Origin of the sequence: Actinomadura mexicana (assembly GCF_900188105.1) — a bacterium.
Lineage (GTDB): Bacteria > Actinomycetota > Actinomycetes > Streptosporangiales > Streptosporangiaceae > Spirillospora > Spirillospora mexicana.
This window is the reverse complement of the sequence record NZ_FZNP01000003.1, coordinates 608,624-635,048: the sequence shown is the minus strand read 5'-3', so window position 1 is coordinate 635,048 and position 26,425 is coordinate 608,624. Positions and strand designations below refer to the sequence as shown.

The following is a 26,425-nucleotide window of genomic DNA, read 5'->3' as shown; positions in this document are numbered from 1 at the left end:
CAGACCATGGAGACGACGCACCACGGGTGCAGCGGCAGGCGCGCGCCGTACGGCTCGTCCGCGGAACCCGGGCCGGCGCGACCGTCCGGGCCGGGGACCGGGGCGGCGTACCTGCCGTCGCTGATCGCCGCGGCGCGTCCCAGCCGGGAGGTGCCCTACGGCGACCTCCTGGCCGGAAGGCATCCGCGGCCGGTCGGGGGCGGCGGGCCCGGCTACGTCGAGCGCCCCTGGGGGGACGGGTCGCACTCGCCGCTCTACTGCCCGCTCCCCGAGCGCGCCGACGACGCCCTCGCCGCCGAGGTCGACGCCCGGCTGGCCTCCTGGGCGCGCGACCAGGGATTCGACGACCACGAGCTCGGCGCGCTGGGCAAGGCGGCCTTCGGACGGCTCGTGACCCTCGCCCACCCCGACACCGACGACCCGGACGCCCTGCTCGTCGCCGCGCAGCTGAACGCCGGCTGGTGGGCGGCCGACGACTACTACGCCGACGACACCGCCCTCGGCGCCGTGCCCGCGGTGCTGCCCCAGCGCCTCACGCTGGTGATGTCGGCGATGGACCCCGTCCCGTCCGCGGGCGGGTTCACCCCGCCGCTGAGCGAGGCCCTGCAGGGCGACGTCGTCCTGCGGATGCTCGGCTCGGCGGTCGGCCACCTGAAGCGCCACGCGTCCTCCGTGCAGGTCCAGCGGATCTGCTACTCCACCTTCGCCATGTTCGTGAGCTGGACGGCCTACGCGGCCTGGCGCGAGACCGGCGAGCACCCGCCCGCCTGGGAGTACCTGGCGGCACGCCAGCACGACAGCTTCTACACCTCGATGACGCTCGTCGACGTCGTCGGCGGCTACGAGGTCCCGGCCCACCTGTACTACGACCCGCGCGTCCGCCGCGCCGCCTTCCGGGCCGGGACGGCGAGCGTGATCGTCAACGACCTGCACTCGGTGGCCAAGGACGCCGCCGACGAGAACCCGGTCTGCAACCTGGTGCTGCTGATCGCCGCGGACCGGGGCTGCTCGGTGGAGGAGGCGACCGAGACCGCGGTGCGCCTGCACAACGACCTCGTCCGCGACTTCGAGGCCGGCCACCGGGAGCTCGCGGGCGTCCCCTCCCCCGAGCTGCAGCGGTTCCTGCGCGGGCTGCGGGCCTGGATGGGCGGCGGTTTCGAATGGCATGCCACCAACCCGCGCTACCGCGATGGGGCTTGAGGGGCCGCCGTTCCCGATGCGCCCGGCGCCGTGCTTTACCGAATTTTGTTGATCACCAATCATGTTCGGTTCACTGGGCTCGCGGTCACGGCTTTGCCGCGGAGTCAAAGGAGCGGCCAAAAGCCGATTGATGCGCAAGCGTGATCCGCCACATCCGGTCGGGCGCGCATCGGAAAAGGTCACCTGCATTACTCTCTCTCTGCGTCGCTGTATCCGGGGATGAAGCGAGGCGCACGGTGGAATTCCGTATTCTGCGCAGGAGGCTGGGCATCCGGGCGGGAAGCGGCGAATCCATCGCCGTGCCCCACCCGCACGCGCGCGGGCTGCTGGTCGTGCTGCTGCTCGAGGAGGGCCGTCCCGTCCCGGCCGACGTGCTCGTCGAGCGGCTCGCGGCCCCCTCCGGCGAGGCGGATCCGGCCGCCACGCTCACGCGGGCCGTCGGCGCCGCGCGGCTCTCGCTCCCGCCCGGCCGCCTCGTCACCGAGCACGGCGGGTACCGGCTCGTCCTGGACGAGGACGACGATCTGGACCTGAGCCGGTTCCGGGTCCTGGCCGCGCGCGCCCGGCGGCTGCGCGCCTCCGACGCCGCCGCGGCGATGGCCGGCTACGAGCGCGCGCTGGGGCTGTGGGGCGGGGAGCCGCTGGGCGACCTGCCCGCCGGCGCCATGGACGCGACCCGGCGGGCGCTCGTCGCCGAGCGCGGCCAGGTGCGCGAGGAGTTGGCCGAGGTGCGGCTCTCCCAGGGCCGGCATCTCGAACTCATCGGGCCCGCGCGCGGCTGGGTCGTGCAGGAGCCCTCGAACGAGCACCTGCGGGGCCTGCTGATGCTGGCGCTGCACCGGGCCGGGCGCAAGCGCGAGGCGCTGCGCCTGTACGAGGAGGCGGAGAACCTGCCGGCACCGCCCGGGCCCGCCCTCCGGCGGACCGCCGGCCAGATCGGCCGCGACGACCCGGGCCTGGAGTACCGGCCCCGGCCCGTCCTGGTGCCGCTGCCCGCGGACCGGGCCGCCGACCTGTCCATCGACACCCTCCAGGCCTCCCCGGCCCGCATCTACGACTACTACCTCGGCGGCAAGGACAACTACGCCGTCGACCGCGCGGCCGCCGAGGAGGTCATGAAGACGGTGCCCGACGCCCCCGCCGCGGCCCGCGCCAACCGCGACTTCCTGACCCGCGCCGTCCGCTACCTGGCGGCGCAGGCCGGCATCCGGCAGTTCCTCGACGTCGGGACGGGCCTGCCCACGCAGGGCAACGTCCACGAGATCGCCCGCGACGCCGCTCCGGACGCCCGCGTGGTCTATGTCGACAACGATCCCGTCGTGCTCGCGCACGGCCGGGCCCTGCTGGAGGGCAGCCCCTGCGTCGCGGTCGTCGAGGGCGACCTGCGCCGCCCCGAGGAGCTGCTGGCCGACCCCCGGCTGAACGAACTGATCGACCTGGGCGAGCCGGTGGGCCTGCTGCTGGTGGCCGTCCTGCACTTCGTCCACGACGACGACGATCCCGCCGGGCTGGTCGGGCGCCTGGCCGGCCGGCTTCCGTCCGGCAGCCACGTGGTGATCTCCCACGGCTACGACGGCGGCATGGACCCGGGCGACACCGAGCACTCCCAGGCCGTGTACCGCAGGTCGAAGCTGCCGATCTACTCGCGCGGCCCCGAGGAGGTGGCCCGCTGCCTCACCGGGCTGGAGATCCTCGATCCGGGCATCGTGTGGGTGCCGCGATGGGACCGCCCGCACCCCGCGCGGCCGGCGCGGGACCCCGAGTGGAGCCACTTCATCGGGGCCGTCGCCCGAAAGCCCTGACCGGCCGCCCGCTCCTCACCCCGCCCTGCGGGTGATCGCGGTCGGCAGCTCGGCGAACCCGCGCACGTAGGGCGAGTTGACGCGCCGGGCCCCGGCCTCGTCGATGTCGTAGTCGCCGGTGCGGGCCGCGAGCTCCTCCAGCGCGACCCGGGCCTCCAGCCGGGCCAGGTGCGCACCGATGCAGTAGTGCCGTCCCGACCCGAAACTGATCTTGGCCGTGGTGTCGCGGCCCAGGTCGAACCGGTCGGGATCGGCGAACGCGCGCGGGTCGCGGTTGGCCGCGCCGATCACCAGCAGCATGCGGGCCCCGGCGGGGACGCTCACCCCGTGCAGGGCGAACTCCCCGGTCACCGTCCGCCCGTCGGCCTGCGCCGGGGCCTCCAGGCGCAGCGTCTCCTCGATCCAGTCGCCGACCCGCCCGAACGCGTCGGACGGCCGGTCCAGGTGCCGCCAGGCGCAGTGCCAGGCATTGGAGATCAGATTCGTGGCCGTCTCGTTCCCGGCCGCGATCAGGATGAACAGCACCCCCATGAGCTCGGCCTCGGTCAGGTGGTCGTCGCCCTCGGCGGCGTCCAGCAGCGCCGACGCCAGGTCGTCGCGGCGCCGCGCCCGGCGCTCGGCGATCAGGCTCCGGAAGTAGCCCACCAGGGCGGGGATCGCCGCACGGCCCGCCTCGGTCACGTCCTGGACGCCCTGCTGGTGGTGCACGATCGCGTCGGCCAGCCGCCGCAGCTCGCCGCGGTCGGCCTCCGGGACGCCGACCAGCTCGGAGATGACGTCCATCGGCAGCAGCGCGGCGTAGTCGGCCACGAGGTCGATCTCCGCGCCGCCCGGCCCCGCGCCGTCCAGCGCCCGGTCCAGGTGGCCGCGCGCGATGCCGCGGACCCGCTGCTCCAGTCCCGCGACGCGGCGCGGGGTGAACGCCATCGCCAGGAGCCCGCGCATCCGGGTGTGCTCGGGCGGGTCCATCGCGAGGAACGACGCGTGCGTCCGCGCCTCCGGCCCCCACACCGACGGCTCCAGCAGGATCCCGTTCGCGCTGGAGAAGCGCCGGAAGTCCCGGAACGCCGCGGTCACGTCCTCGTGCCGCGACAGGACCCAGAAATCCTCCTCGTCATTACGGTAGACCGGAGCGTCCTCCCTTAACTGCGCGTAAACCGGATAGGGGTCCTGCTGAATCGCGTAGTCGTACAGGCTGTAGCGCACACCCATCGCAGCCTCCCACCGCCATCGAAAGCCGCGCGCCGGTCAGCAATCGCTTACGGCGCCTTCCCCCAACCCCAGCACATCATGAACCGGGTCATGTGACCGATTACGGCCATCCGGCGGTGGACCGTGCCACGTCTTCCGGACCCAGAGGGCCCGCCCAATGGTCGAGAAACAGGGCCGCCAGGTCGCCGCGGGACGCCGCGCCCGACCCGGCGCCCTGCAGGCGGGGCCGGCGGTCAGGTGGCGGGCTTGTCGCGCAGGCGCTCGACGGGGTGGGGGCCGTCGGTCTCCAGGCGGTACTCGTCGCCGAACTTGGCGCGGTGCTCGTCGATGACGCGCTCCTGGGGCGGCGGCTCGGCGTTGATCTTGTCCTGGTACTCCTCGAAGCGGCGGTGGGCCTCCTGGACGTAGCCGGTGCCGAGGGTGGTGTAGTCGATCTGCGTGGCGAGCAGTTCGCGCACGTACTGCTTGTTCGGCTCGAAGGTGACCGGCTCGGGCAGCGCGGGAGCCAGGATGCTCTCGGGGTCGCGGCCGTCGTGGCGGCGCATCAGGTCGCAGGCGATCCGCAGGTGCTCCAGCTCCATGTTCAGGTGCAGCTCCCAGATGCCCTTGACGCGCGGGTCGGACTCGGTCTGCATGAACGAGTAGTACAGGTAGCACTCGTTGTACTCGTGGTTGACGAGCCGCTCCCACCAGGTCTCCCCGGGGTCGACCAGCGACTCGTAGTGGGTGACGTGCTCCTCCTCGATCAGGCCGATGTCCTGGTAGAGCTGGCGGGCGATCGGCTCCATGTACATCGGGCCGACGTTCATGTAGAAGTTCATCGTCTGCTGCTCGGCCGCCATGATCGTCAGCGCGTGCAGCTTGGAGATCGGCGCGACCGTCTCGCGGTCGTAGGGCTCGCGGACGTTGTCGAACGGGTGGCGGTGCTGCATCGGCCCGGGGCGGCCCGGCATCACCTCGGTGAGCTGGTCGACGATCTTCTCGGCCTTGCGGTGCTCGATCATCTCGTACAGGTTGGAGTACCGGTACAGGTGGTCGAAGTCCTCCAGCAGCCCGAACTGGTAGGCCTGCTTGAGGTAGGGGTCGGGCTCCTGGCGGGCGACCCAGCCGGTCAGGTCGACCGCGACCTGCTCGTAGCTGATGGTGGTCTCCAGCACCGACGCCTGGCCGGGCAGCAGCCAGTTGACCACCTTCTGCTGCTGCTGCTCGATGTTGCGGACCTGGGCCAGCTGCTGCTTGACCTCCAGGTCGGGGCAGATGCGGTTGAAGTGGTGGCTGAACATGATCGCCTCCACCTCGATGCCGTTCATCGCGATGATGCGGCACTTGGTGTAGGGATCGGACTTGTCGGGGTCGACGGGCGCCACGTCCAGCTGGGCCCAGTTGCGCAACTGGTCGTCCAGCGGGATGCCGCGGTGTTCGAGCGGGTTGAAGGCCACCAGGCTCGTCCCTTCCTTGTGCGGGGCTGATCGGACTGACGCCCGGTGCGCCTACCCGAGGCGATCCGTCCTGCACCTGTTCGGCACGCCCGGTTTCAGGATTGGTCCCGCGTTGACCGAACCTCGGCCCGAAAAGCGGGAGCCACCCGCATGGAGTCGGCGGCCCCGGGTACGGGCCGCCGCATCGCCCGCCCACCGCACGTGCACGCCCGCCCGGCGCGAGGCCGCGGCCGGCCAGGAAGCGAGGAAGGCCCATGCAGACCACACCCGCCAACGCCGAGACCACCGAGGACGTCGTCGACCTGCTGCGCGCGCAGCACGGCCGCATCAGGGACCTGTTCGACGAGGTCATGAAGTCCGAGGGCGCCGCGCGCGAGGACGCCTTCCGGCAGCTGGTCAAGCTGCTGGCGATCCACGAGACCGCCGAGGAGGAGATCGTCCATCCCGTGGCCCGGCGCCTGCCCGGCGGCGACGGCATCGTGGACGACCGGCTGGCCGAGGAGCGCGAGGCCAAGGAGCTGCTCGCCGAGCTCGACGGCATGGACACCGGCGACCCGCGCTTCCTCAAGTCGCTCGACAAGCTGCGCGTGGACGTGCTGACCCACGCCCGCGCCGAGGAGCGCTACGAGTTCGACCGGCTCAAGGACGAGTTCAGCCCCGCCCAGCTCAAGGGCTTCGCCGCCGCCGTCCGCGCCGCCGAGGCCACCGCGCCCACGCACCCGCACCCCGGCGTGGAGTCGGCGACCAAGAACATGCTCGCCGGGCCGCTGGCCGCGGTGAGCGACCGCGTCCGCGACATGATCCGCGACGCCCGCGACAAGAAGTGACCATCATCGACCAGCGCCCCCGCGTGGAGGGCCGCGGTCCTGCCGAGGACGCAGTCCCCGGCAGGCGCGTTCCCGCCGCCGTCGGTCGTTCGAGAATCGAACGTCCCCGCGCGGGCGATGTGCGAACGCCGCGGACCTGACTGGTCCCCAAGGGGGAGCCGCCCGACCCGCACGGGGGAGGCCGAGCGCAATGCCGAGACTGGAGCATCGGAGGGGCCGGCAGTCCGCACCGGCTTGGACTTCAGGAAGGTAGACGGCCTTGCGCAGCATCAGGACGAAGGCGATCCTCATCACGGCCGCCACCATCGTGGTGGCCGGGGGCGCCACGGCAGCTCAGGCCGCCGCCCCTCAGGGCCGGCCGGGGGCCGGGCCCGCGGCCGGAACCCCGATCGCGAGCGTTCGGGGCGCCGCCGACTTCCGACTGACGTTCGCGCCGGACAAGGACGTCCGTCACTTCGAGTTCGACGTGCGCGCGACGCCGTACACCCGTCCCTTTCCGGGCGCCCCGCACGGCCTGCCGTCCGACGCCGCGGGTTCGGTGAGGGTCTCGCACTACCTCGCGGGTCAGAACACCACGGTGCGCTTCGAGGCGGCGGTGGACTGCATGATCACCAGTCCGGGTTACGCGGCCCTCACCGCGAAGGTGGTCCGTGCGGACGAACCGGTACGGGCCTGGCTCGGGAAGCGGCTCGGCTTCAGCGTTCTGGACGCGGGAAAGGACGGCCCTGGTCATACCCGGGACCGCGTCGGCCTGTCCTGGCTGGCCGGCAATGCCGACGAGGACGGGGACGGGAACGTGATCGAGGGCAGGAGCGGCACCTGCCAGGCACCGGCGCCCTTCGCCCCCGTCACCCGGGGCGGGTACACCGTCCGCCACGCCGACCTCGTTCCGCCGCCAGGTTGAGCCGACCTCTGGCGAGGTTCGGCGCCCAGCGCACGAGCACGCCCGCCGCCTCGGTTCGAGCGGCTCGGTGGCCGGGGGCGTCCCAGAGCGAGGGCATGAGATCGAGAACTGCCGGCAATGCCGGTATGCCCGAAAGAGATGGGGCCCGGCAGCACGGGCGCTCGGACCCTCCCCACCTGGGAGACCCGACCGTCCATGAGGGTGCTCCCGGGCCCGGTGCGCCGGTCCCGTTGAGTACCGCACCGCAGGAACGTGAGTAGGTGTACGGATCGATCAAGCGGTCGGCGGCCTGTTCACTGGAGGCATGATCGTGGAAAGCACCGCTGCCGCCTCTCGGACGCGCTCCGGCTGGCGCGTCGGCGCGGGGGTCGTACTCGCCCTGCTCCTTCCCGTGACCGTGCTCGCCTGGCTCTACGTGCTCGCAACCCCGGAGTACGCCAGATGCCTCACCTATGGGGAGCAGTGCGATCCAGCCTCGGACACCCTCCTGCCCATCGCCTGGTGGTCCTTCTGGGGCAGCGGCGTCGCCGGTGTCCTCGCGCTGCTGGTCCGGCCCGGCGGGACGATGACCGCGTGGATCCGCCCGCTACTGGTCGTGGGGCAGGTGGCACTTCTGATCGTGACTCAGGCGGCCGTGATCGTCAGCGGATGAGGAGAACGTCGGTCCCCGCGCCCAGCTGCCGGCACCGGTGGAGCGGGACTTTCCGGGCGACCGTCACCAACGACTCCGGGAGTTCGTGATGAGCGAGATCGACCAGAACACGCGACCGGCCGAGCAGGCCCCGCGCCGTTCCGCAGGGCGGCGGCGGCCCGTGCTCCTGGCCTCGGCGGGGCTCGCCCTCGCCGCCGCGGCCGCCGCGGTGGTGGTCGGGACCGTCGGCGCCGGTGGGGCCGAGGGGGCGAAGGAGGGCCCGGCCGCGTCCGCCGCGGCCGCCCCCTCCGGTCGGCAGGTCCTGCTCGTGGCCGCCACCACCGCGCTGAAGGCGCCCGCGGGTTCCGGTACGTACTGGTACGTCAGGACCGTTTCCACCAACCGCGACGGTGGTGCGCGCACCACCATGGAGAGTTGGACCCGGCGGGACGGCCGGGTCTGGTGGAAGGGAGAGAAGACCCAGGGCAAGGTGGTCGTGCTCACCCGGCCCGCTCCGTTCCGGCTGGGCGGGCCCGAGGTCACGCTCGCGCAGTTGCAGGAGCTGCCGACCACGCCCGGCGGGCTGAAGGCGTGGATCGCCGCCGCCGTGAAGAAGAGCGACGTCACGACGAGCGCCGGACGTCCCGACGGCGCCGCGCAGGAGCGGTTCGTCTTCGAAGGGCTGCTGTCCCTGCTCTCGCAGTTGCCGACACCGCCGCAGGTCCGCGCCGCCGCCTTCCGCGCGGTCGCCTCCTACCCGAACGTCAGCAACCTCGGCCCGGTCAAGGGCGGGCAGGGCTTGTCGATCTCCTTCGGCGGGGGCGGGAAGGCGCACCTGGTCATCGACCCGAAGACGTCGCGGATCACCGGCACCGACTACTTCGTCTCGGCCGACGGCGCACAGGTCACGGTTCCCGGCGGCGCCACGATCGCGGCCGAGTGGACGGACCTGGCGCCCAGGTAGCCCGATCCGCGCACGAGAACGCCTAAACCTGCATGATCGGGCCGATCATGCAGGTCCACGGCGCGCGCTACTCTCCGGCGGTGTCGGCGGCCTCGGCCGCGGCGCGGGACTCGATGATCTCCTGCTCCGCCCGGGTGTGGCCCTCAACGATGATCTTGACGACCTCCTCCGGGTCGTCGGTGAGGTGGATCAGGTCGATGTCCTGCGGCGAGATCTTGCCGGAGGTCAGCATCGACTCCTTGACCCAGTCGAGCAGGCCGCCCCAGAACCGCGTGCCGACCAGCACGATCGGGAAGCGGGTGATCTTCTTGGTCTGGACGAGGGTGATCGCCTCGAACAGCTCGTCCAGCGTCCCGAACCCGCCCGGCAGGACGACGAAGGCCTGCGAGTACTTCACGAACATCGTCTTGCGGACGAAGAAGTAGCGGAACTCCAGGCCGATGTCGAGATGGTCGTTCAGCTTCTGCTCGAACGGCAGCTCGATGCCGAGGCCGACCGACAGGCCGCCGTTCTCGTCGCAGCCCTTGTTGGCCGCCTCCATGATTCCCGGGCCGCCGCCGGTGATGACGGCGTAGCCGGCCTCGTCCAGGCGGGCGCCGATGTCGACGGCGAGCTCGTACTCCGGGGAGTCCGGCTTGGTGCGGGCGCTGCCGAAGACGCTGACGGCCTTCGGCAGCTCGGCGAGGAGGCCGAAGCCCTCGACGAACTCCGCCTGGATCCGCAGCACCCGCCACGGGTCGGCGTGCACCCAGTCGACCGAACCGCGGCCGTCCAGGAGCCGCTGGTCGGTCGTCGTCGGGGGGACGGCCCGCCCCCGCAGCATGGCCGGCCCCTGCCGGCGCGAGCGGGAATTCACTTCCGATGTCATGAAGCCACGGTAGTGGGACCCTCCAGCCACATGCGCATACGTTGCTCGCACTCGGCGATGAGGGGGATCTCGACGTACTCGTCCCGCGTGTGCGCGAGGGTCGGCTCGCCGGGGCCGTAGTTGACGGCCGGGACACCGAGCTCGGCGAAGCGGGCGACGTCCGTCCAGCCGAGCTTGGCGCGTACCTCGGCGCCGCTGGCCGCGGCGAACGCGGCGGCGGCCGGGTGGTTCAGCCCCGGGCGGGCGGCCGGGGCACCGTCGGTCACCGTCACCTGGAAGCTGGCGAATGTTTCCCTGAGGTGCGCCTCCGCGTCGGCGAGGGACTTGTCGGGCGCGAACCGATAGTTCACGGTGACGACGCACTCGTCCGGGATGACGTTCCCTGCGACGCCGCCCGAGATGAACACCGCGTTCAGGCCCTCGTGGTACTCCAGGCCGTCCACGACCGGACGGGACGGCTCGTAGGCGCGCAGGACGTCCAGGATCGCCCCGGCCGAGTGGATCGCGTTGGACCCCATCCAGGCGCGCGCGCTGTGCGCCCGCTCCCCCGTCGCGGTGACCTGGACGCGCATCGTGCCCTGGCAGCCGCCCTCGACCATCCCGCCGGTCGGCTCCATCAGCACGGCGAAGTCGCCCGCGAGCAGCTCGGGCCGGTACTCCGCGAGATGCCGCAGCCCGTTGCGCGCGGCCTCGACCTCCTCGCAGTCGTAGAAGACGTAGGTGACGTCCCGGCCGGGCGCCTCGACGGTCGCGGCGAGCCGCAGCGCGACCGCGACGCCGCTCTTCATGTCGGTGGTGCCGCAGCCGTAGAGCCGGTCGCCCTCCACGCGGGACGGGAGGTTGCCGTTCAGCGGGACGGTGTCGAGGTGCCCCGCCAGGACGACCCGTTCGGCCCGTCCGAGGTCGGTGCGCGCGACGACGTTGTTGCCGACGCGCTCCACCGCCAGGTGCGGCAGCGCCCGCAGCGCCTCCTCGACGGCCCCGGCCAGGGATTCCTCCCCGCCGCTCACCGACTCGATGTCGACGACGGCCGCCGTCAGGTCCACCACGTCCGAACAGAGATCAAGCCCCATGGTCGAAGGTTATCTATCATCGCGTTCGTGGAGATGCCCGTACTGGAGTGCGCCGTCCATTGGGCGCGTCCCGCCGACGACCCCCGGATGCGCGACCTCCTGGACGAGGGGGAGCGCGCCCGCTACGCCCGGTTCATTCGCGCCGAGGACAAGGCCCGGTTCGTCACCGGGCGGTTCCTCGCGCGCACGGTCCTCGCCGAGGCCACCGGGCGGCCACCGCGCGACCTGCGCTTCACCACCGACTGCCCGCTCTGCGGCGACACGCACGGCAAGCCGCGCCTGCCCGGCAGCGGCCTGGACTTCTCGCTCTCCCACTCGGGGGACCGCGTCCTGCTCGTCCTGGTCGAGGGCGCCGAGGTCGGGGCGGACGTGGAGCAGGAGAGCGACCGCGACATCGACGGCCTCTCCCGGATGGTCCTCACCGCCGCCGAGTCGGAGGTGCTGAGGACCATGACGGACCGCAGACGCGGCTTCCACGCCTACTGGAGCCGCAAGGAGGCCCTCCTGAAGGCCACCGGCCACGGGCTGGCCGCCCCGATGACCGCCATCCACGTCTCCGGCCCCGACGAGCCGCCCGAGGTCGTCGGCTGGGAGGGCGAGGCGGCCGTCTCCCCCGTCCGCCTCGCCGACCTGGACGCGGGCCCCGGCTACGCCGCCTCGGCCGCCGTCCTCACCGGCCGTCCCCTCAGGCTCGCCGAGTTCCCGCTCAGGTGTTGACGCCGTGGTCGCGGAGGATGTCGTTGAGGGACGCCTTGTCGTGGCGCTGCCCCTCCTCCAGCCGCTTGAGGATCAGCACCGCCGGAAGCCCGAACGTGCCGCCCTTGAACTCCTTGTAGCGGGTGCCGCCCACCGCGACGCACCAGTCGGGGATGCGCCCGCGGCCGATCTCCTCGCCCGTCTCGACGTCGATGACCGGCATGGACGCCGACAGGTTCGTCCCCGACCCGACGACGGCGCCGCGCCCCACCCGCGCCCCCTCGACGATCATGGACCGGCTGCCGATCATCGCCTCGTCCTCGATGACCACCGGCTTGGCGTTCGGCGGCTCCAGCACGCCGCCGATGCCGACGCCGCCCGACAGGTGGACGTTCCTGCCGACCTGCGCGCACGACCCCACGGTGGCCCAGGTGTCGACCATCGTCCCGGAGTCGACGTAGGCGCCGATGTTGGTGAACGACGGCATCAGCACCACGCCCGGCGCCAGATGGGCGCCCCACCGCGCGATGGCGCCGGGCACGACGCGCACGCCGTCCAGGCGCGTCTTCAACGGGATGCGGTCGTGGTACCGGAAGTCGCCCACCTGCGACCGCGCCATGCCGAGGACCTTGAAGCTCAGCAGGATCGCCCGCTTGGCCCGCTCGTCGACGACCACCTCGTCGGTCGCGGGGTCGATCCGGGCGACGCGGGCCTCCCCGGCGTCGAGCTGGTCGACGGCGGCGACGATCGCCGCGCGCGCCTCGGCGTCGTCCGGCGTCAGTTCGGCGCGCCGCTCCCACAACTCGTCGATGCCGCCGGAGATCGGGCTGGTGAACGTTTCGGTCATGCCTCCTGAGCTTACTGGGGGCCATCTCCCAGTACTGTCTTCGCGTGGCTGTTTGGGCGAGGTTGAAGGCGCGCCCCGAGGAGGGGGCGGGCGGCGGGCGCCGCCGGCGCGGCGTCCGCTGGGCCGCGATCCTGTGCGTCGTCGTGCTGCTGGTGGGCGTGGGCGTCTACGCGGCCTTCCAGCGAGCGCGCCCGTACCTGCACGGATCCGGCTGCGAGGTGCGCACGAGCCTGGGCAAGATGCCGCTCGACCTGGAGCAGGGCGCGAACGCCGCCACCATCGCCGCCGTCGCGTTCCGCAAGCAGCTCCCCGAACGCGCCGTGGTGATCGCCTACGCGACCGCGATCCAGGAGTCGCACATCCACAACCTGCCGAACGGCGACCGCGACTCGGTGGGCATGTTCCAGCAGCGCCCGTCCCAGGGCTGGGGCACGCCGGACAAGCTCCGCGACCCCGTCCAGGCCACCAGCAAGTTCTTCGACGCCCTCGTCAAGGTCAAGGACTACCTCGACCGCGACCTGCACGACGCGGCGCAGAAGGTCCAGCGCAGCGCCGACGGCAGCGCCTACGCCCAGCACGAGCCCGACGGCAAGCTCCTCGCCACCGCCTTCACGGGCCGCGAGCCCGCCACGGCCCGCTGCTGGTACCCGCCCGGCAAGAAGACGACGTCCCGCCGCCCCGAGGCCCTTCTGGAGATGCGCCGCGCCTTCGGCAGCCGCCTGAAGGTCGGCGGCCCCGGCCCCCTCAAGGCGGGCTCCCCGTCCGACCCGAAATCGTGGAACGCGATCCAGGTCACCAACCCCCGCTCAGGCTGGGCGGTGGCGAGCTGGGCCGCGACCCACGCCCAGGCCTACGGCCTGACCGAAGTCCGCTACGCGGGCAAGCACTGGCAGTCCAAGGCCGGCCACGACGGCTGGACGGAGGACAAGGAAGCCACCCAGACCACCGTCATAGTCCAGTAGCCCTCCGACCGGGGACGGCCAGATCACGGCGGAAGGCCCGATCGTCCCGAAATCGTCGGCGGTCCGAGCGAGAATGGTCCAGTGACGTCGAGATTCCAGGACCCCCTAGAGGACGAGACGTGCCGCCGCTTCGTGGAGCCCGCCCTGGACGCGGCAGGATGACCAGATCCGCGACCAGTATCCGATCAACTCGAGTCGAGGACCGTCCGGGTCCTTGGAGTCTCGGAGCAGGACGTGTCCTGATACGACGGCAAGCTCTACACACTCACCGCCTGTTCCGCCGCTGTAACTGCTCTCGCGCCAACGAGTTGTCAATACGTTGGGGATCGTCGTCCTCACGGTCGACCAACTGCCCGACGCTCCCTGTCTCAAAGTACAGAAGGTCGGCCTCCCTCTCGAAGCTGAGTAGTCCGACCAGCGCAACTGGCGTGATTCGGCTGAATGGGATGACCCGGATCTGAACGTGCGGCAACTGCGCCAAGCAGATCAGGTGGTCGATCTGTTCCGCCATGGCCTCGTGTCCGCCGACTGGCCGGTTAACTGCGGGAGGCGCTGGCCGCTCAGCCGTCCGGCGGGGGCTGAGCCGATGATCCCGGCCGCCGGCCTGACGTACTGGATCCCTGGCCTGCAGATTCGGTACGGGATCTACGCCTGCTGGTGGTGGGCGTTCGTGCCCGGCCACCGGCTCGCGCCGACCCGCTGACAGGCACGCGCCACCTGAAGACCTTATTCAATTCTGGCAAAGACGGCGCCGAGCTTGTCCACCCCGGCTTCATCGACTCGCTCAAGCCTCCAAGTCTGATTCCCGACTAGAAAGGTGTCTCCAGGGCGGAGGATCAAGTCACGCTCTCTATCGTCTTTCACATAGAGAGCAACCTCTGGCGGCCGGTCGTTGTTCCCTTTACGCGCACCGACCAGTCCGATCTTCATCTCCTTGTCGATATAGGTCTGCGTACCCTGCTTCAGGCCGATCTCTTCGATTGCCATCGTCACTCCATTGTGGTGTAGGGCGGCCGAATGTTGGCCTTGAAATCTTTGACCGTCAACGGAAGAGGTTGCTTGTCGTTCCAGGGATTGCGCAGGTGGAAATTCCCCTGATCGTCGACCTTGGTGACCTCGTAGGCGTGGCCGGCAACGAGTCTCTTCGGCAAAAGCAGTTCATCTTTGTCCAGCTCACGGATTCCGACCAGTACGGGCCTGCCCCGGGAGAGATGGTCGGCGATCTCGTCCTGAAGCCGACGGTCCGCGCTTCGCCCTTGACTATCATAGCCGGTAGGAAAATTCACCGTCTTGGCAGGAAGGCCCGTGAGCTGCGTGAGGAGTTCGGCGCGCTGGGCAGGGTTGCTGCCCTGATTCAATCGCACATAGCCGGTCGGCGCGTCTCCCGGCTTGCCCTGCGCTTTCCAGATACGGTTCACCCTCTCCCGGCGTTCAGTGCTCCACATCTGATCCAACCCGGCTATTGCCTTCTCCAGAACGGGCGCCCAAGCCACATTCGTTGACGTAAGTGCAGCAAACGCGGGTTTACTGGGATCCTTATCCCTGATCGGGAGCTCAGGTGTCACCGCAAGCTTTATAGACAGTCCGGTCGGCTCGTAACGATGTTTGGACTTCGAGTACTCAGCCTCATGCAGGCGGACCTCATAGCTGCCGTCCTCGGTCTCGCTCACACAGTTCCGGATGGCCTCTGGATATTTTTCGGCGACCGCTCCCAGGGTGGCGATTACACCGCAGTCGCCGAGTATCCCTTGTTCTGCTTGCTCCCGGGCGAGTTCACCGTCGAACAACGGTATCCGGGTACCGTCAGTGCGATCCAGCGGCGTGCCATAGCGGTCGGGGACATAGCGCGAATCCTCCCGTGGATCCTGGAAATCTGGGCGATCGACTCTGCCGTCCAACTCTTTTGGTTCATCGCTTCGGTCCAACTTGGCGGCGAGCTGTTTTAGCCGGTCCGATATTCCGCGTTCGCCCTCGAGGACGTCCTCGTCGATGTCGACGTTGCGCCCGTTGTCGGCGGCTGGTTCTTCCCCGGAGATTCTTGTCTCCAGGTCGTCCGCCACGTCGTCCGAGATGTTGGAGGCCGCCGAACCGTCCGACTCGCTGGTAAAGCCCGGGCGGAGGTCGTTGGCGGGCAGGTCTTCCGGCTGACTCGCGGACTCCCGAGCGATCACTTCCCCCAGGTCGCGCGCGTTCCCGTTCTCCGATCCCGAGGCGGGCGTTGGTTCGTCGGTGCCCGACTTATAGTCCTGCTGGCCGCTCGAACCCCGCTCCTGCGGAAGCTGGGCCTTCGGGCCGCCGTTCTCCGGCAGCGGCGAAGCAGGCTCGATGGCGGGCCCTGGGGGCGGCGGGCTACCTGTGTCCGCGGCTTCGGTTCCCTGTGGCCTGCTCTCCCGCTGGACGGGTTCGCGGGCGCGGGCGAGGCTTTCCAGCCGCGACGGCTGGTTCGGTGAGCCGGGGTTGTCGGTCGGCAAGGTGTACCGCCGTTCTGATGACGCCGACTCTTCGGGAATCTCGGCTTTCTCACCGACGCTCTCGGTCTGCCCAGCCCTTGCGTCCCCGGAACGCGTGTCCTCGCTGCGCTCGTCCCGCGATGCTTCCTCGTCGGTCTCTGAACGATCTGTCTCCGCCGCTGGTCCGCCCACGGCCGACTCCCCGCCCTGCGCCTCGGGTCGGCCAGGGCCGCTCTCCTCCCGACTGTCCTCGGCCTCAGCCTGCGGTGCCCCGTTCTCTTGCTGGGCAAGCGCGCGGGAGCGGGCGAGGCTCTCCAGCCGGGACGGCTGGCCAGGGCTCCCGGGGTTGTCGGGCGGGAGCCTGGGCGGCCTGGGCCGGTCGGCCTTCTCTTCCTTGTCCTCGATCCTGGTGGGATTCTCCACGCTCGCCCCAGCCCTCCACAGACGGTTCGGCAGCGGCCGCCTGTCTCGCTTACAAGAACCACCGGTGCCCGATGACCACGGGGGCTCCGCGATCACCCACGGTCCATGAAAGCGGGAAGTCTTCGAGATTGCACGTTTCATTGATCAATGATCCTTATTGCTGTTTCGATACTGCGGCTAAACGACTTCGGAGGCCACATCCTCGACGCCATTTCACGGCCAACGCCGCCGAACGGAGCGATTGGGCGCACGGCAACCGACAGGGAACCAGCCAGCGCGATCAGGGCACGCGGGACCAGGCGGTATCGGTGACGATGACGTGGTCCATGAAGTGCAGGCCGACCGTGTCGGCGGCATCGCGCAGCGCCTCCGTCGCCCGGCCCTCGGACGCGCTGGGCTCAAGGCGTCCACTGGGATCGTTGTGCGCCACGCCGAACGCGGCGCCGCCGGTCGAGAGGACCGCGGTCAGAACGTCCCGGGAAGAAGTGGTGGTACTGCAAGTCGTTGGACATCGCCAGGGCGCGTCCGGTGTCGATCCGCTGCCCCGTGCGCAGGTCCCGCGGTCCCGCCGCCGCCAGGAGCAGAGCGAACGCCTTCGTTCTGCCGCTGTCGCGCCTGTACTGCTGGGACGTCCAGAGCCGGACGCTCAGGGGCGGTTCGTCCACCTCGATGTTCTTGGCCGTGCCGGGGCAGCAGTTGCCGCCTTGTCCTCGCGGACGTCGATCGCGACGCCGGCGATGCTGCGTTCGCTCGCGAGCGCAAGGTCGCTGCGCCACAGCAACAGGCTGCCGATCGGGTAGTTGCGCGCTATCGAGTCCAGAAGGCGAGGACCTGCTCCCGCGTCCAGACGAACTCGCGCTGGAACTTGGGGAGGCGGATGTCCCTTACTTGCCCTGCGTTTACCGCAGCATGACATTTACCCCTGACAGTCGGATGCGCCTTTTAGGAAAGACGGGAGACTTCGGATAGTTCACATAAAGACGTGCTGGTGGGCGTCGATTGCATTCTGACCAGTGGGTCGGCCGGTTTGGTTGGGGGGCGGCTGGGCGGGAAATCGTGGTCGCATGGAGATACCGCGGACGTTGGTGCTGACCGGGCACTTTCCGCCTGAGTCCGGCGGGGTGCAGACGTTCACGTGGGAGTTGGTGCGGCGGCTGCCCGCGGACCGGCTGGTCGTGGTGGCGCCCGCGTGGGCCGGGGCCGCGGAGTTCGACGCCGGCCTCGGGTTCCCCGTCGTCCGGCGGCACGCGTATCTGCTGTTCCGGGGGCTGCGGCGGCTCGTCGTGCGGCACCGGGTCGAGGCGGGGTGGATCACGGCGGCGGCGCCGTTCGGGATGTACGCGCCGCTGGTGCGGGCGGCCGGGGTGCCGTGGCTGGTCGGGTCCGCGCACGGGCAGGAGCTCGGGTGGTTCCGGGCGCCGCCGACGCGGGCGGCGCTCAGGGCGGCGGCGCGGTCGTTCGACGTCCTCACCCATCTCAGCGCGACCACACTGCCGGAACTGGAGGACGCCGTCGGCGATCGGACGCGGCTGGCGCGGCTCGCCGGGGCCGTGGACACCGTGCGGTTCCGGCCGGGGCTGGACGGGACGGCGGTCCGCCGCCGGCACGGCCTCGGCGACGGGCCGGTGGTGCTCAGCGTCGCGCGGCTCGTGCGGCGCAAGGGCCACGACATGCTGATCCGCGCGTGGGCGGACGTGGTGCGACGGCGCCCGGACGCCCGGCTGGTGATCGTCGGTGACGGTCCGATGCGGCGCAGGCTCACCGAGGCGGCGGACCGGGAGGCGCCCGGGACGGTCACGGTCACCGGGCCCGTCTCCGCGGCGGAGCTGCCGCGCTACTACGCCGCCGCCGACGTGTTCTCGCTGCCGTGCCGCGACGACCGGGCGGGTCTGCAGACCGAGGGGCTGGGCCTGTCGGTGCTGGAGGCGTCCGCGGCGGGGCTGCCGGTGGTGGTGGGCCGGTCCGGTGGCAGCCCCGAGTCCCTGATCGACGGCCGGACGGGGGTCCTGGTCGACGCCACCGGACCGGACGAGATCGCCCTGGCCCTGCACCGCCTGCTCGGCTCCCCCGCACGAGCCGCCGCGATGGGGGCCGCCGGACGGCGGTGGACGTGCGAGCGCTGGAGCTGGGACGCCGCCGCGGCCCGGCTCGCCGCCCTTCTGAACGGTTCCGTCCTCGACGCGCCGATGCACGACACACCGGGGATGGAGCCCGCATGGGACTCAGGGAGCAGCTGAACAAGCGCGACTTCCGGCGGCTCATCGTCGGCCAGACCGTGTCCTCGTTCGGCGACTGGATGGGCACCCTGGCGCTGATGTACTTCGTGCTGGAGCTCAGCGACTCCACGACGGCGGTCGGCGGTGTCCTGGTGCTGCGGCTGCTCCCGTCCGCGCTGGGCGCGCCGGTGGCGGCGCGGGTGGTGACGCGCTGGCGGCGGCGGAGCGTGCTGATGTGGTCGACCCTGGTCCAGACGGGCATGGCGCTGGCGCTGCCGATCGTGCCGTGGCTGGTGTGGGTGTACTTCTGGGCCTTCATGATCGAGGTGGCGGGCCTGATCTTCCTGCCGGCCCGGGACGCGTCCATCCCGTTCCTCATCGAGGAGGAGGAGAACCGGCACGACACCGGCACGCTGGAGATCGCCAACGGCATCACGATGGCGACCTCGTACGGGATGATCCCGGTGGGCGCGGGGGGGTTCGGGCTGATCCTCTACGTCTCGGAGCACATCGGCCTGGAGGGCAGCTGGCGCTACGTGCTGGTGTTCTGGCTGGATGCCCTGACGTACCTGGCCTGCTACTTCGCCATCCGCTCGATTCCCGATCTCGGTCCGGGGCCCGCCGAGCGCCGGGAGGCGGAGCGCAGCGAGCAGGAGGCGTCGTCCCGCGGTTTCCTCGCGGCGCTGCGGCTGCCCGTGGTCCGCGGCGTCCTGCCGGGGGTGGCGGTGGTGTCGCTCGGGCTGGGCGCGCTGTTCTCGCTGGGCGTGGTGTTCGTGCGGAACGTCCTGGCCGCGGGGCCCGTGGGGTTCGGGACGCTCGTGGTGCTGTTCGGGGTGGGCGCGCTGATCGGGCTGCTGATCGTCCATCGCGCGGTGCGGAACCTGATGACGCAGATCCGGGTCGGGACGGCCGCGCAGGGGGTGACGATCACGGTGATGGCGGCACTGGGCTCGGCGCCGTGGGCGTTCGCCGGGGCGGTGGTGTTCGGCGCGTCGGCGACCAGCGCCCTGGTGGGCGGGATCACCTACCTCCAGGAGGCCCTCAGCGGCGTCAACCGGAACCTGGCCCTCACCGCCTTCCACGCCGTCCTGCGGTTCGGGCTGGCGCTGGCGGCGCTGGTGTCGGGGGTCGCGGCCGACCTCCTGAGGGAGGCCGGCGCGTCCCCGCTCGGCCTGGCGCCGGGCCAGTTCGTGCTGGCGATGTCCGGACTGGTCGTCCTGCTGGGGACGTTCTTCATCCGTGTCCCCGGCGCCGGGAACATGTCCCCTACGTGACCGGCACGGCACCGGCCTTCTCCGCCGGCTCCGGCGCGGACGCCTCGCCCCGGCTGTTGGCGGCGCGGAGGGCGACGACGGCCGCGGCGACCAGGAAGAGGGAGCTGGCCAGCAGCGCCCGGGAGAACCCGCCGGTGAGCGCCTCCGGCACGGGCCTGCGGTCGGCCAGCAGGTCGCCCGTGCGGGCGGTGGCGACCGCGGAGAAGATCGCCAGGCCGAGGGCGCCGCCGATCTGCTGGGAGGCGTTGAGCAGCGCCGCCGCGAGCCCGGCCTTGTCCGGCGGGACGTTGGCGTTGGCCGCGGTGGTGACGGCCACGAACGTGAAGCCGAGCCCGAACGAGGTGACCATCAGGCCGGGCAGCAGGTCGGTGAGGTAGTGGCCGTCCACCGGGATGCGCGACAGCAGGTAGATGCCGGCGGCCGCGAGCAACAGCCCGGTGATCATCACCGGCCGCGTCCCGGCGCGTCCGATCAGCGGGGCGGACGCTCCCGCGGCGACGCCCACGCCGGCGCAGAGCGGGAGGTAGGCCGAGCCGGTCTCCAGCGGCGAGTAGCCGAGGACGTTCACCATGTACAGGCTGAGGAAGAAGAACATCGACAGGAACCCGGCGACCGCGACGAGCTGGGTGACGTCCGCGGCGGCCAGCCCCCGGATCCGGAAGATCGACAGCGGGAGCAGCGGGTTCCGGCTGCGCTGCTCGTTGACCAGGAACGCCGTCAGGAGCGCGGCCGCTCCGGCGAGGCCGCCGATCGTGCGCCCCGCGTCCCAGCCGACCTCCGGGGCCTTGACCAGGGTGAACACCAGCAGCAGCATCCCGCCGGTGACGAGGACGGTGCCGAGCGCGTCGAAGCCCGCGAGCCGGGCGGTGCGCCGGTCGCCCTCGACGAGCAGGAAGAGCCCGGCGACGACGAGCACGCAGACCGGGACGTTCACGAGCATCACCCAGCGCCAGCCGGGCCCGTCGGTGAGCAGCCCGCCGAACAGGACCCCGGCGGCCGAGGCGCCGCCGCCGACGCCGCCCCACACGCCGAGCGCCTTGCCGCGGTCGCCGCCCTCCTTGAAGCTGGTCGTCAGGATCGACAGCGTGCCCGGCAGCATCAGCGCGGCGCCCGCGCCCTGGGCGAGCCGCGCCGCGATGAGCGTCCCGGACGTGGTGGCGAGGCCGCCGGCGATCGAGGACAGCGAGAACAGCACGGTGCCCGCGACGACGACCCGGCGGCGTCCGAGCAGGTCGGCGAGGCGTCCGCCGAGCAGCATGAACCCGCCGTAGGTGAGCAGGTAGCCCGACGGCACCCACTGCAGGTCCTGGACGGAGAAGTCCAGGTCGGCGCGGATCGCGGGCAGCGCCACGTTGACGATCGAGGCGTCGATGAAGTCCAGGAACGCGATGGCGCACAGCAGGGTCAGGGTGAGCTTGCCGCGTCCCGTCGCGAGGAAGGACGGAGGGGATTCGGTCATGGAGACCTCCGGTCGGTGGACCCGCTCCGGCGAGCGCCGGGTACGGGGTGCGCAGAGGGCCCTTCGGGTTCCCCTGGCTTGTTCGTTCCGCGACCCATGAGCGGATCGGGAGGCGGGAGTGTGACGCGGCGGGCCGCCGATGAGGTCCAGGTCACACTTCGGCCGCCGATGTCACACTCCGGGGTCCGGTCCCGCTCTGAGGGGGGAGCGCACAGGAGGTCGAGCCATGTCCGAGGGCACCGCCGACGACACCGCGACACGGGTGTTCGCCGGTCACCGGGAGCTGTTGTTCTCGGTGGTCTACAACATGCTCGGGAGCGTCGCCGACACCGAGGACGTCCTGCAGGACACGTGGCTGGCGTGGGCGTCCCGCAGCGCCGCCGGGGCCCCCGGGGAGATCGAGAACCCGCGCGCCTACCTGGTGCGGATCGCGGTCAACACGGCGCTGTCGCGGCAGGCCGCGATCAGCCGCCGCCGTGAGACGTACGTGGGGCCGTGGCTGCCCGAGCCGCTGGTGACCCGGGACGACGTGGACGAGTCCACCGAGCGCACCGAGGCGGTCTCGATGGCGCTGCTGGTCGTCCTGGAGACGCTCACGCCGCTGGAGCGGGCGGTGTTCGTCCTGCACGAGGTCTTCGGGTACGCGCACACCGAGATAGCGCCGATCCTCGACCGCAGCCCGGCGGCGATCCGGCAGCTCGCGCACCGCGCCCGGGAGCACGTGCACGCCCGCCGCCCCCGCTACCAGGCGGACCCGAAGGTGCAGCGGCAGGCGACGGAGCGGTTCCTCCAGGCCGCTCTCGGCGGGGACCTGGACGCGCTGATGGACATCCTCGCGCCGGACGTGACGCTGTGGACGGACGGCGGCGGCAAGTCCAGGGGCACGGCGGCGCTGCGTCCCGTCCAGGGGGCCGGCCGGGTGGCGCGCGTCATCGCCGGGACGACCGCGCGCAGGCCCGCGGAGCTGGACATCTCCTACCGCGCCGTCAACGGCGACCCGTCCGCGGTGCTGTTCGACAAGGACGCGCCGTTCGCCGTCATGGTCCTCGACCTGGACCCCGACGACCACCGCGTCCGCGGCGTCTACGCCGTCACCAACCCCGACAAGCTGACCCACATCGACGAGGACGACTGACCCCGCACCACTCGGCAATGGACGGCGCGGTTTCCGGCTGAACGCGCGCCACGGGCAGGCCATTCATTTGACATATCTGGGCATTTTACAATCACTCCCCGGACGCTCTAGTATCCCGAACGCGACACCGACAAATAAAATGCCCTGGAAGGAACAAGAAATGAGCGGAACACCGGCAAGCACCCCCAAGCCCGTGTGGAACGAGGACCCCAACGGCAAAGAGGGGTGGACCCACCCCGAGGCCCCCGGGCCCGTGTGGAACGAGGACCCCAACGGCAAAGAGGGGTGGACCTACCCTGAGGCCACCGAGGCCCCCGAGGCCACCGAGCCGGGTGCGACGCCGGCAACCTGAGGCGGCCCGCTAGGCCCCGACCTGTCCTCATCCTGTGAGGCGCAGCACATTCGCCGGCCCTCTCGCAGTCGCGAGGGGGCCGGCACTTCCCAGACCCGGTATCGCACTCCAGCCGACCGCGGCACGGCGGCCGGATGCACCCCCTCGACCGGGCCCTCCGGGCACCGCGCCGTTCCCGACACCCGCATCCTATTTCCTATTAAGCCAGTCGGAATAGTTGACTTTCGGGGGACGGGCGTGATTCGCTGATGTCGGGTCCGAAGGGGTTCGCGGTTCCGCCCGGAGACCGGGCCCGGTGCGGGGTGGCACCGGGCCCGGCTCTTCCGGGGGCGGCCGAGCCTCAGGGATGCGGCAGGACGCACATGGCGTCGAGGCCGAGGACGCGGTTGAGGCGCCCGAAGGCCAGCCAGGAGCCGATGCACATGCTCAGCTCCACGATCTCCGCCTGGGTGTAGCAGGCGGACATCCGGGTCCAGAAATCCTCGTCCAGACCGTGGTGGTCGAGGACGTAGCGCTCGGCGTACTCGGCGGCCAGGCGGGTGCGGTCGTCGAAGGCACCGGTGGTGCGCCATTCGGTCACCGCGTCGGCGAACCCGTCCTCGACCTTCTCTCCGTCGCGTTCCGTCCGCCAGTCGAGGCAGAACAGGCAGCCGTTGAGCTGGGCGACGCGCAGCCGGGCCGCCTCGAACTCGCGGAGCCCGAGGGTGGTGTGCGCGTAGACGGCGAGGGAGAGGTTCGAGGCGGCGGGGCCGATGCCCGGCACCATCTCGCCCCACACGTACTGGATCGGGTCCTTGCCCTCGGGGATCTCGATGTTCACGGCCCTGCCCTTCTCATGACGCCGTCCTGCCGAGTTTGCCCACGGCGGGACGGACGGGAACGTCGAGCGCGTCGTAGAGCCCCGGTTCGGCGTCCACGAGCCAGTCGATGGCGTTCACCAGGCGCCCGGCGGCGGTGGCGTTCCCCCCGGCGGCGCGGTTGCCGTGCTCGTCGGTGGCCTCGACCGTGACCTCGATGCGCGGGACGCCCTCGATGACCACGCGGTGGGCGCCGTCGCCGTCCGGGGGCACGGGCCAGTCAGGCGCGCAGGACGGGTGGATGCGCGTGACGTGCTCGATGACGATGCGGGGCTCGCCCGCCACGATGCCCTGGACCTCGAAACGCACCGCGCCCTGCGTGCCCTTCTCGAACTCGCCCATGGACTCGGTGGTGATCGTGGCGTCGAGCGGGCGCCGGTCAACGGTCTCGCGGATCTCGTCCAGCTCGGCGCCGAGGGCCCGGGCCATCAGCCTGACCTGGCCGCCCCACACCATGGTCGGGACGGTCGCGGCGAGCATCGGCGGCTCGTAGTCCATCGGCTGGCCCATGCCGACCAGGTACCGGACGGAGTCGGGCTGGTCGTAGGTGGAGTAGTCGAAGATCTCCTGGCAGCGGACGACGTCGATCGTGCCGCCGAGGCCGCTGACCAGCAGCGGCAGGACGTCGTTGCCCCACCCGGGGTCGACGCCGGAGGCGAACAGGGAGCCGCCGCCCTCGGCGATCGCGTCCTGCACCTCCGCGCGCATTTCCGGCGGCGCGCCGCCCTGGTCGTAGAGGGCGTAGAGGGCGGGGGTGACGACGACGGCCCCGGCGCGGACCGCCCTGAGGACGTCGGCGAGCGCCTCGTCCGGCCGGATGTCGCCCGACGCCGCGTACACGACGGCCTGCGGGCGGGCGGCGAGCACGGCGCCGGCGTCGGCGGTCGCCGCGACGCCCAGGTCGCGGCCGAGGCCGGCGAGGTCGCCCGCGTCCCGTCCGACCTTGGCGGGATCGTGGACGATCACGCCGGTCAGCCGGAGCGCCGGATGCGCCTCGACGGAGCGGACGGCCAGCCGTCCCATGTTGCCGGTACCCCAGACGACCACGGAGATCATGCGCGGAATGTACCAGGTCCCAAGCAAGCACTTGGTAGTCCACATGTGGACACGAGATACTTCCAGGTAGCTCGTGACGTGACTCACATTTACATATAGAACACGTTCTAACTTCACGAGTGAGGGAGGTCACATGCGGGACTCCACCCCGTCCCTTAGCGTGTCACGTCGTGGTTTCATCGTTGGAACCGGTTCTATCGTCGGGCTGGGCATGCTCGGCCGGACCGGCGCCGCGGCGGCCCCGGTCCCGGCGCCGATCGCCAACGGCGCCCGCGTTCCCGTCCTCGTCATCGGCACCGGGTACGGCGGCTCGGTCGCCGCGCTGCGCCTCGCCCAGGCGGGCGTCGACGTCCACATGGTCGAGATGGGCATGACCTGGGACACCCCGGGCTCGGACGGCAAGATCTTCTCGGGCATGAGGTCGCCGGACTACCGCGCCTACTGGCTCCGGACGCGGACCAAGCAGCCCCTCAGCAACTTCCTCGGCTTCCCGATCGACAAGGACGTCCCCAAGTACACCGGGATCCTGGACGCCGAGGACTTCGGCGGCATCCTCGTCTACCAGGGTCGCGGCGTCGGCGGCGGCTCCCTGGTCAACGGCGGGATGGCGGTCACGCCGAAGCGGTCGCGGTTCAGCGCCGTCCTGCCCTCGGTGAACGCCGACGAGATGTACAACGTCTACTATCCGCGCGCCAACGCCGGGCTGGGCGTCAACGAGATCGACCGGGCCTGGTTCGACACCACCGACTGCTACCAGTACGCGCGGGTCGGCCGGAAGCACGCCCAGCGCTCGGGGTTCGAGTTCGTCTACGTCCCGAACGTCTACGACTTCAACTACATGAAGCAGGAGGCGGCCGGCGCCGTGCCGAAGTCGGCGCTCAACGCCGAGATCCTCTACGGCAACAACTACGGCAAGAAGTCGCTCCAGAAGACCTACCTGGCGCAGGCCAAGGCCACGGGCCGGGTCGCGATCTCGGCGCAGCACCGGGTGACCTCGGTGTCGCCCGCGTCCGGCGGCGGGTACACGGTCGCCATCGAGCAGATCGACACGACCGGCGCCGTCGTGGCGACCAAGACGGTGACCGCCGGCCGGGTGTTCTTCGCCGCCGGCAGCGTCGGCACCAGCAAGCTGCTGGTCAAGCTCCGGGCGACCGGCGCGCTGCCCAACCTGAGCGGCGAGGTCGGGAAGGGCTGGGGCGACAACGGCAACGTCATGGTCGGCCGCGCCAACCACCTGTGGGACCCGACCGGCAGCCTCCAGTCGGGCATGCCGACGGGCGGCATCGACAACTGGGACGCCGGCGGCGCGTTCGCCGAGGTCGCGCCGCTGCCGACCGGGATCGAGACGTACGCCTCGTTCTACCTGTCGATCACCAACACCCCGCACCGGGCCGAGTTCTCCTGGAACGCCTCCGCCGGACGGGTCGATCTCAACTGGCAGACCGCCTGGAAGCAGTCCAGCATCGACATGGCCAAGTCGATCTTCGACAAGATCAACAGCAAGGAGGGGACGATCTACCGGACCGACCTCTTCGGCACCTACAAGATCTGGGGCGACCACCTCACCTACCACCCGCTCGGCGGCGCCGTCCTGAACAAGGCCACCGACAACTACGGCCGGCTGCGCGGCTACCCGGGCCTCTACGCCATCGACGGCTCGCTCATCCCGGGCAACACCAGCGTGAACCCGTTCGTCACCATCACCGCCCTCGCCGAGCGGAACATCGAGAAGATCATCGCCACCGACCTGTGACGATCCGCCGGGATCCGGCCACGGG

At 71.1% G+C, this 26,425-nt stretch carries 26 protein-coding genes and 1 pseudogene; 14 read left to right on the top strand and 13 right to left on the bottom strand.

Going from position 1 to position 26,425, the window contains the following annotated elements; genetic code table 11:
* Positions 1 to 6: 6 nt before the first annotated feature.
* Together CHC11_RS11360 and CHC11_RS42565 are read left to right on the top strand one after the other, a co-directional pair.
* Complete coding sequence (locus tag CHC11_RS11360; protein ID WP_218826012.1) at positions 7 to 1,200, top strand: family 2 encapsulin nanocompartment cargo protein terpene cyclase; 1,194 nt, start codon at positions 7 to 9, stop codon at positions 1,198 to 1,200.
* Between the two features lie 236 nt (positions 1,201 to 1,436).
* A complete protein-coding gene (locus tag CHC11_RS42565; RefSeq protein ID WP_245919066.1) occupies positions 1,437 to 3,002 on the top strand; it encodes an SAM-dependent methyltransferase in 1,566 nt (521 codons plus the stop codon).
* Between the two features lie 15 nt (positions 3,003 to 3,017).
* On the opposite strand, the gene CHC11_RS11350 is transcribed toward CHC11_RS42565, so the two are convergent.
* Positions 3,018 to 4,214: a cytochrome P450 gene (locus CHC11_RS11350; RefSeq protein ID WP_089311590.1), complete on the bottom strand. Its 1,197-nt coding sequence runs from the start codon at positions 4,212 to 4,214 to the stop codon at positions 3,018 to 3,020.
* 233 nt (positions 4,215 to 4,447) lie between these two features.
* Complete coding sequence (locus CHC11_RS11345; RefSeq protein ID WP_089311589.1) at positions 4,448 to 5,653, bottom strand: hypothetical protein; 1,206 nt, start codon at positions 5,651 to 5,653, stop codon at positions 4,448 to 4,450.
* A 254-nt stretch (positions 5,654 to 5,907) separates the two neighbouring features.
* Here CHC11_RS11345 and CHC11_RS11340 point away from each other — a divergent pair, with 254 nt between their 5' ends.
* The 4 genes from CHC11_RS11340 to CHC11_RS41230 all read left to right on the top strand — a co-directional run bounded on the left by CHC11_RS11340 (position 5,908) and on the right by CHC11_RS41230 (position 8,979).
* Positions 5,908 to 6,480 carry a hemerythrin domain-containing protein gene (locus CHC11_RS11340; RefSeq protein ID WP_089311588.1) on the top strand — a complete coding sequence of 191 codons (573 nt, stop codon included), beginning with the start codon at positions 5,908 to 5,910 and terminating at the stop codon, positions 6,478 to 6,480.
* Between the two features lie 259 nt (positions 6,481 to 6,739).
* Positions 6,740 to 7,384, top strand: a complete 645-nt coding sequence (locus CHC11_RS11335; protein WP_089311587.1) for a hypothetical protein — start codon at positions 6,740 to 6,742, stop codon at positions 7,382 to 7,384.
* 304 nt (positions 7,385 to 7,688) lie between these two features.
* On the top strand, positions 7,689 to 8,036 hold the full coding sequence (locus tag CHC11_RS11330; protein ID WP_089311586.1) for a hypothetical protein: 348 nt from the start codon (positions 7,689 to 7,691) through the stop codon (positions 8,034 to 8,036).
* Between the two features lie 37 nt (positions 8,037 to 8,073).
* Positions 8,074 to 8,979, top strand: coding sequence for a CU044_5270 family protein (locus tag CHC11_RS41230; protein ID WP_089311585.1), 906 nt, complete (start codon positions 8,074 to 8,076; stop codon positions 8,977 to 8,979).
* A 67-nt stretch (positions 8,980 to 9,046) separates the two neighbouring features.
* On the opposite strand, the gene CHC11_RS11320 is transcribed toward CHC11_RS41230, so the two are convergent.
* Both CHC11_RS11320 and dapE read right to left on the bottom strand, forming a co-directional pair.
* Complete coding sequence (locus tag CHC11_RS11320) at positions 9,047 to 9,847, bottom strand: LOG family protein (protein WP_089311584.1); 801 nt, start codon at positions 9,845 to 9,847, stop codon at positions 9,047 to 9,049.
* Entirely contained in the window at positions 9,844 to 10,920 is a 1,077-nt protein-coding gene (gene dapE, locus CHC11_RS11315; RefSeq protein ID WP_089311583.1) for a succinyl-diaminopimelate desuccinylase, read from the bottom strand. The genes CHC11_RS11320 and dapE overlap by 4 nt, the downstream gene beginning before the upstream one ends.
* 33 nt (positions 10,921 to 10,953) lie before the next feature.
* On the opposite strand from dapE, the gene CHC11_RS11310 reads away from it, so the two are divergent.
* Positions 10,954 to 11,637, top strand: a complete 684-nt coding sequence (locus tag CHC11_RS11310) for a 4'-phosphopantetheinyl transferase family protein (RefSeq protein ID WP_245919098.1) — start codon at positions 10,954 to 10,956, stop codon at positions 11,635 to 11,637.
* On the opposite strand, the gene CHC11_RS11305 is transcribed toward CHC11_RS11310, so the two are convergent.
* Positions 11,627 to 12,463, bottom strand: coding sequence for a 2,3,4,5-tetrahydropyridine-2,6-dicarboxylate N-succinyltransferase (locus tag CHC11_RS11305; protein WP_089311582.1), 837 nt, complete (start codon positions 12,461 to 12,463; stop codon positions 11,627 to 11,629). The genes CHC11_RS11310 and CHC11_RS11305 overlap by 11 nt on opposite strands.
* Positions 12,464 to 12,507: 44 nt before the next feature.
* On the opposite strand from CHC11_RS11305, the gene CHC11_RS11300 reads away from it, so the two are divergent.
* On the top strand, positions 12,508 to 13,425 hold the full coding sequence (locus CHC11_RS11300; RefSeq protein ID WP_245919063.1) for a hypothetical protein: 918 nt from the start codon (positions 12,508 to 12,510) through the stop codon (positions 13,423 to 13,425).
* Positions 13,426 to 13,530: 105 nt separating this feature from the next.
* Here the strand turns inward: CHC11_RS11300 and CHC11_RS11295 are convergent, their stop codons facing one another.
* The gene (locus CHC11_RS11295) at positions 13,531 to 13,764 is read right to left on the bottom strand and encodes a DUF397 domain-containing protein (protein ID WP_089311581.1); all 234 of its coding nucleotides are present in this window, start codon (positions 13,762 to 13,764) and stop codon (positions 13,531 to 13,533) included.
* A complete protein-coding gene (locus tag CHC11_RS43820; protein WP_425427300.1) occupies positions 13,691 to 13,936 on the bottom strand; it encodes a Scr1 family TA system antitoxin-like transcriptional regulator in 246 nt (81 codons plus the stop codon). Before CHC11_RS43820 ends, CHC11_RS11295 begins: the two co-directional genes overlap by 74 nt.
* Between CHC11_RS43820 and CHC11_RS11290 the strand changes: the two genes are divergently transcribed.
* On the top strand, positions 13,889 to 14,128 hold the full coding sequence (locus tag CHC11_RS11290) for a hypothetical protein (RefSeq protein WP_143227027.1): 240 nt from the start codon (positions 13,889 to 13,891) through the stop codon (positions 14,126 to 14,128). The two genes, CHC11_RS43820 and CHC11_RS11290, sit on opposite strands and share 48 nt — an antisense overlap.
* Before the next feature lie 23 nt (positions 14,129 to 14,151).
* Here CHC11_RS11290 and CHC11_RS11285 read toward each other — a convergent pair whose 3' ends face one another.
* The 3 genes and pseudogenes from CHC11_RS11285 to CHC11_RS11270 all read right to left on the bottom strand — a co-directional run.
* Positions 14,152 to 14,412 carry a DUF6406 domain-containing protein gene (locus CHC11_RS11285; protein ID WP_089311579.1) on the bottom strand — a complete coding sequence of 87 codons (261 nt, stop codon included), beginning with the start codon at positions 14,410 to 14,412 and terminating at the stop codon, positions 14,152 to 14,154.
* Positions 14,413 to 14,414: 2 nt separating this feature from the next.
* Positions 14,415 to 16,067, bottom strand: a complete 1,653-nt coding sequence (locus CHC11_RS40205) for a calpain family cysteine peptidase (RefSeq protein WP_143227026.1) — start codon at positions 16,065 to 16,067, stop codon at positions 14,415 to 14,417.
* Positions 16,068 to 16,578: 511 nt separating this feature from the next.
* Positions 16,579 to 16,785 (bottom strand): annotated as a pseudogene (locus CHC11_RS11270) (JAB domain-containing protein); the annotation flags it as partial.
* Positions 16,786 to 17,362: 577 nt separating this feature from the next.
* Here CHC11_RS11270 and CHC11_RS11265 point away from each other — a divergent pair.
* Entirely contained in the window at positions 17,363 to 18,535 is a 1,173-nt protein-coding gene (locus tag CHC11_RS11265; RefSeq protein ID WP_218826011.1) for a glycosyltransferase family 4 protein, read from the top strand.
* Positions 18,514 to 19,788, top strand: a complete 1,275-nt coding sequence (locus CHC11_RS11260; protein ID WP_089311575.1) for an MFS transporter — start codon at positions 18,514 to 18,516, stop codon at positions 19,786 to 19,788. The genes CHC11_RS11265 and CHC11_RS11260 overlap by 22 nt, the downstream gene beginning before the upstream one ends.
* On the opposite strand, the gene CHC11_RS11255 is transcribed toward CHC11_RS11260, so the two are convergent.
* Positions 19,781 to 21,247, bottom strand: coding sequence for an MFS transporter (locus CHC11_RS11255; protein ID WP_089311574.1), 1,467 nt, complete (start codon positions 21,245 to 21,247; stop codon positions 19,781 to 19,783). The two genes, CHC11_RS11260 and CHC11_RS11255, sit on opposite strands and share 8 nt — an antisense overlap.
* A 226-nt stretch (positions 21,248 to 21,473) precedes the next feature.
* Here CHC11_RS11255 and sigJ point away from each other — a divergent pair, with 226 nt between their 5' ends.
* Both sigJ and CHC11_RS40200 read left to right on the top strand, forming a co-directional pair.
* Positions 21,474 to 22,382, top strand: coding sequence for an RNA polymerase sigma factor SigJ (gene sigJ, locus CHC11_RS11250; RefSeq protein WP_089311573.1), 909 nt, complete (start codon positions 21,474 to 21,476; stop codon positions 22,380 to 22,382).
* 160 nt (positions 22,383 to 22,542) lie between these two features.
* Complete coding sequence (locus CHC11_RS40200; RefSeq protein WP_143227025.1) at positions 22,543 to 22,734, top strand: hypothetical protein; 192 nt, start codon at positions 22,543 to 22,545, stop codon at positions 22,732 to 22,734.
* A 340-nt stretch (positions 22,735 to 23,074) separates the two neighbouring features.
* On the opposite strand, the gene CHC11_RS11245 is transcribed toward CHC11_RS40200, so the two are convergent.
* Entirely contained in the window at positions 23,075 to 23,554 is a 480-nt protein-coding gene (locus CHC11_RS11245) for a carboxymuconolactone decarboxylase family protein (protein WP_089311572.1), read from the bottom strand.
* A gap of 13 nt (positions 23,555 to 23,567) precedes the next feature.
* Entirely contained in the window at positions 23,568 to 24,647 is a 1,080-nt protein-coding gene (locus CHC11_RS11240; protein ID WP_089311571.1) for an NAD(P)H-dependent amine dehydrogenase family protein, read from the bottom strand.
* 211 nt (positions 24,648 to 24,858) lie between these two features.
* Between CHC11_RS11240 and CHC11_RS11235 the strand changes: the two genes are divergently transcribed.
* Complete coding sequence (locus CHC11_RS11235; RefSeq protein WP_245919061.1) at positions 24,859 to 26,400, top strand: GMC oxidoreductase; 1,542 nt, start codon at positions 24,859 to 24,861, stop codon at positions 26,398 to 26,400.
* Positions 26,401 to 26,425 lie beyond the last annotated feature (25 nt).

What these genes read in the sequence shown, in the direction of transcription:
- CHC11_RS11255 (WP_089311574.1), bottom strand. Translation starts at nt 21,247, where the DNA reads ATGACCGAATCCCCTCCGTCCTTCCTCGCGACGGGACGCGGCAAGCTC.
- CHC11_RS11350 (WP_089311590.1), bottom strand. Translation starts at nt 4,214, where the DNA reads ATGGGTGTGCGCTACAGCCTGTACGACTACGCGATTCAGCAGGACCCC.
- CHC11_RS11285 (WP_089311579.1), bottom strand. Translation starts at nt 14,412, where the DNA reads ATGGCAATCGAAGAGATCGGCCTGAAGCAGGGTACGCAGACCTATATC.
- CHC11_RS11360 (WP_218826012.1), top strand. Translation starts at nt 7, where the DNA reads ATGGAGACGACGCACCACGGGTGCAGCGGCAGGCGCGCGCCGTACGGC.
- CHC11_RS11240 (WP_089311571.1), bottom strand. Translation starts at nt 24,647, where the DNA reads ATGATCTCCGTGGTCGTCTGGGGTACCGGCAACATGGGACGGCTGGCC.
- CHC11_RS11305 (WP_089311582.1), bottom strand. Translation starts at nt 12,463, where the DNA reads ATGACCGAAACGTTCACCAGCCCGATCTCCGGCGGCATCGACGAGTTG.
- sigJ (WP_089311573.1), top strand. Translation starts at nt 21,474, where the DNA reads ATGTCCGAGGGCACCGCCGACGACACCGCGACACGGGTGTTCGCCGGT.
- CHC11_RS11320 (WP_089311584.1), bottom strand. Translation starts at nt 9,847, where the DNA reads ATGACATCGGAAGTGAATTCCCGCTCGCGCCGGCAGGGGCCGGCCATG.
- CHC11_RS11235 (WP_245919061.1), top strand. Translation starts at nt 24,859, where the DNA reads ATGCTCGGCCGGACCGGCGCCGCGGCGGCCCCGGTCCCGGCGCCGATC.
- CHC11_RS43820 (WP_425427300.1), bottom strand. Translation starts at nt 13,936, where the DNA reads ATGGCGGAACAGATCGACCACCTGATCTGCTTGGCGCAGTTGCCGCAC.
- CHC11_RS11330 (WP_089311586.1), top strand. Translation starts at nt 7,689, where the DNA reads ATGATCGTGGAAAGCACCGCTGCCGCCTCTCGGACGCGCTCCGGCTGG.
- CHC11_RS11265 (WP_218826011.1), top strand. Translation starts at nt 17,363, where the DNA reads ATGGAGATACCGCGGACGTTGGTGCTGACCGGGCACTTTCCGCCTGAG.
- CHC11_RS11310 (WP_245919098.1), top strand. Translation starts at nt 10,954, where the DNA reads ATGCCCGTACTGGAGTGCGCCGTCCATTGGGCGCGTCCCGCCGACGAC.
- CHC11_RS11340 (WP_089311588.1), top strand. Translation starts at nt 5,908, where the DNA reads ATGCAGACCACACCCGCCAACGCCGAGACCACCGAGGACGTCGTCGAC.
- CHC11_RS40200 (WP_143227025.1), top strand. Translation starts at nt 22,543, where the DNA reads ATGAGCGGAACACCGGCAAGCACCCCCAAGCCCGTGTGGAACGAGGAC.
- dapE (WP_089311583.1), bottom strand. Translation starts at nt 10,920, where the DNA reads ATGGGGCTTGATCTCTGTTCGGACGTGGTGGACCTGACGGCGGCCGTC.
- CHC11_RS11260 (WP_089311575.1), top strand. Translation starts at nt 18,514, where the DNA reads ATGGGACTCAGGGAGCAGCTGAACAAGCGCGACTTCCGGCGGCTCATC.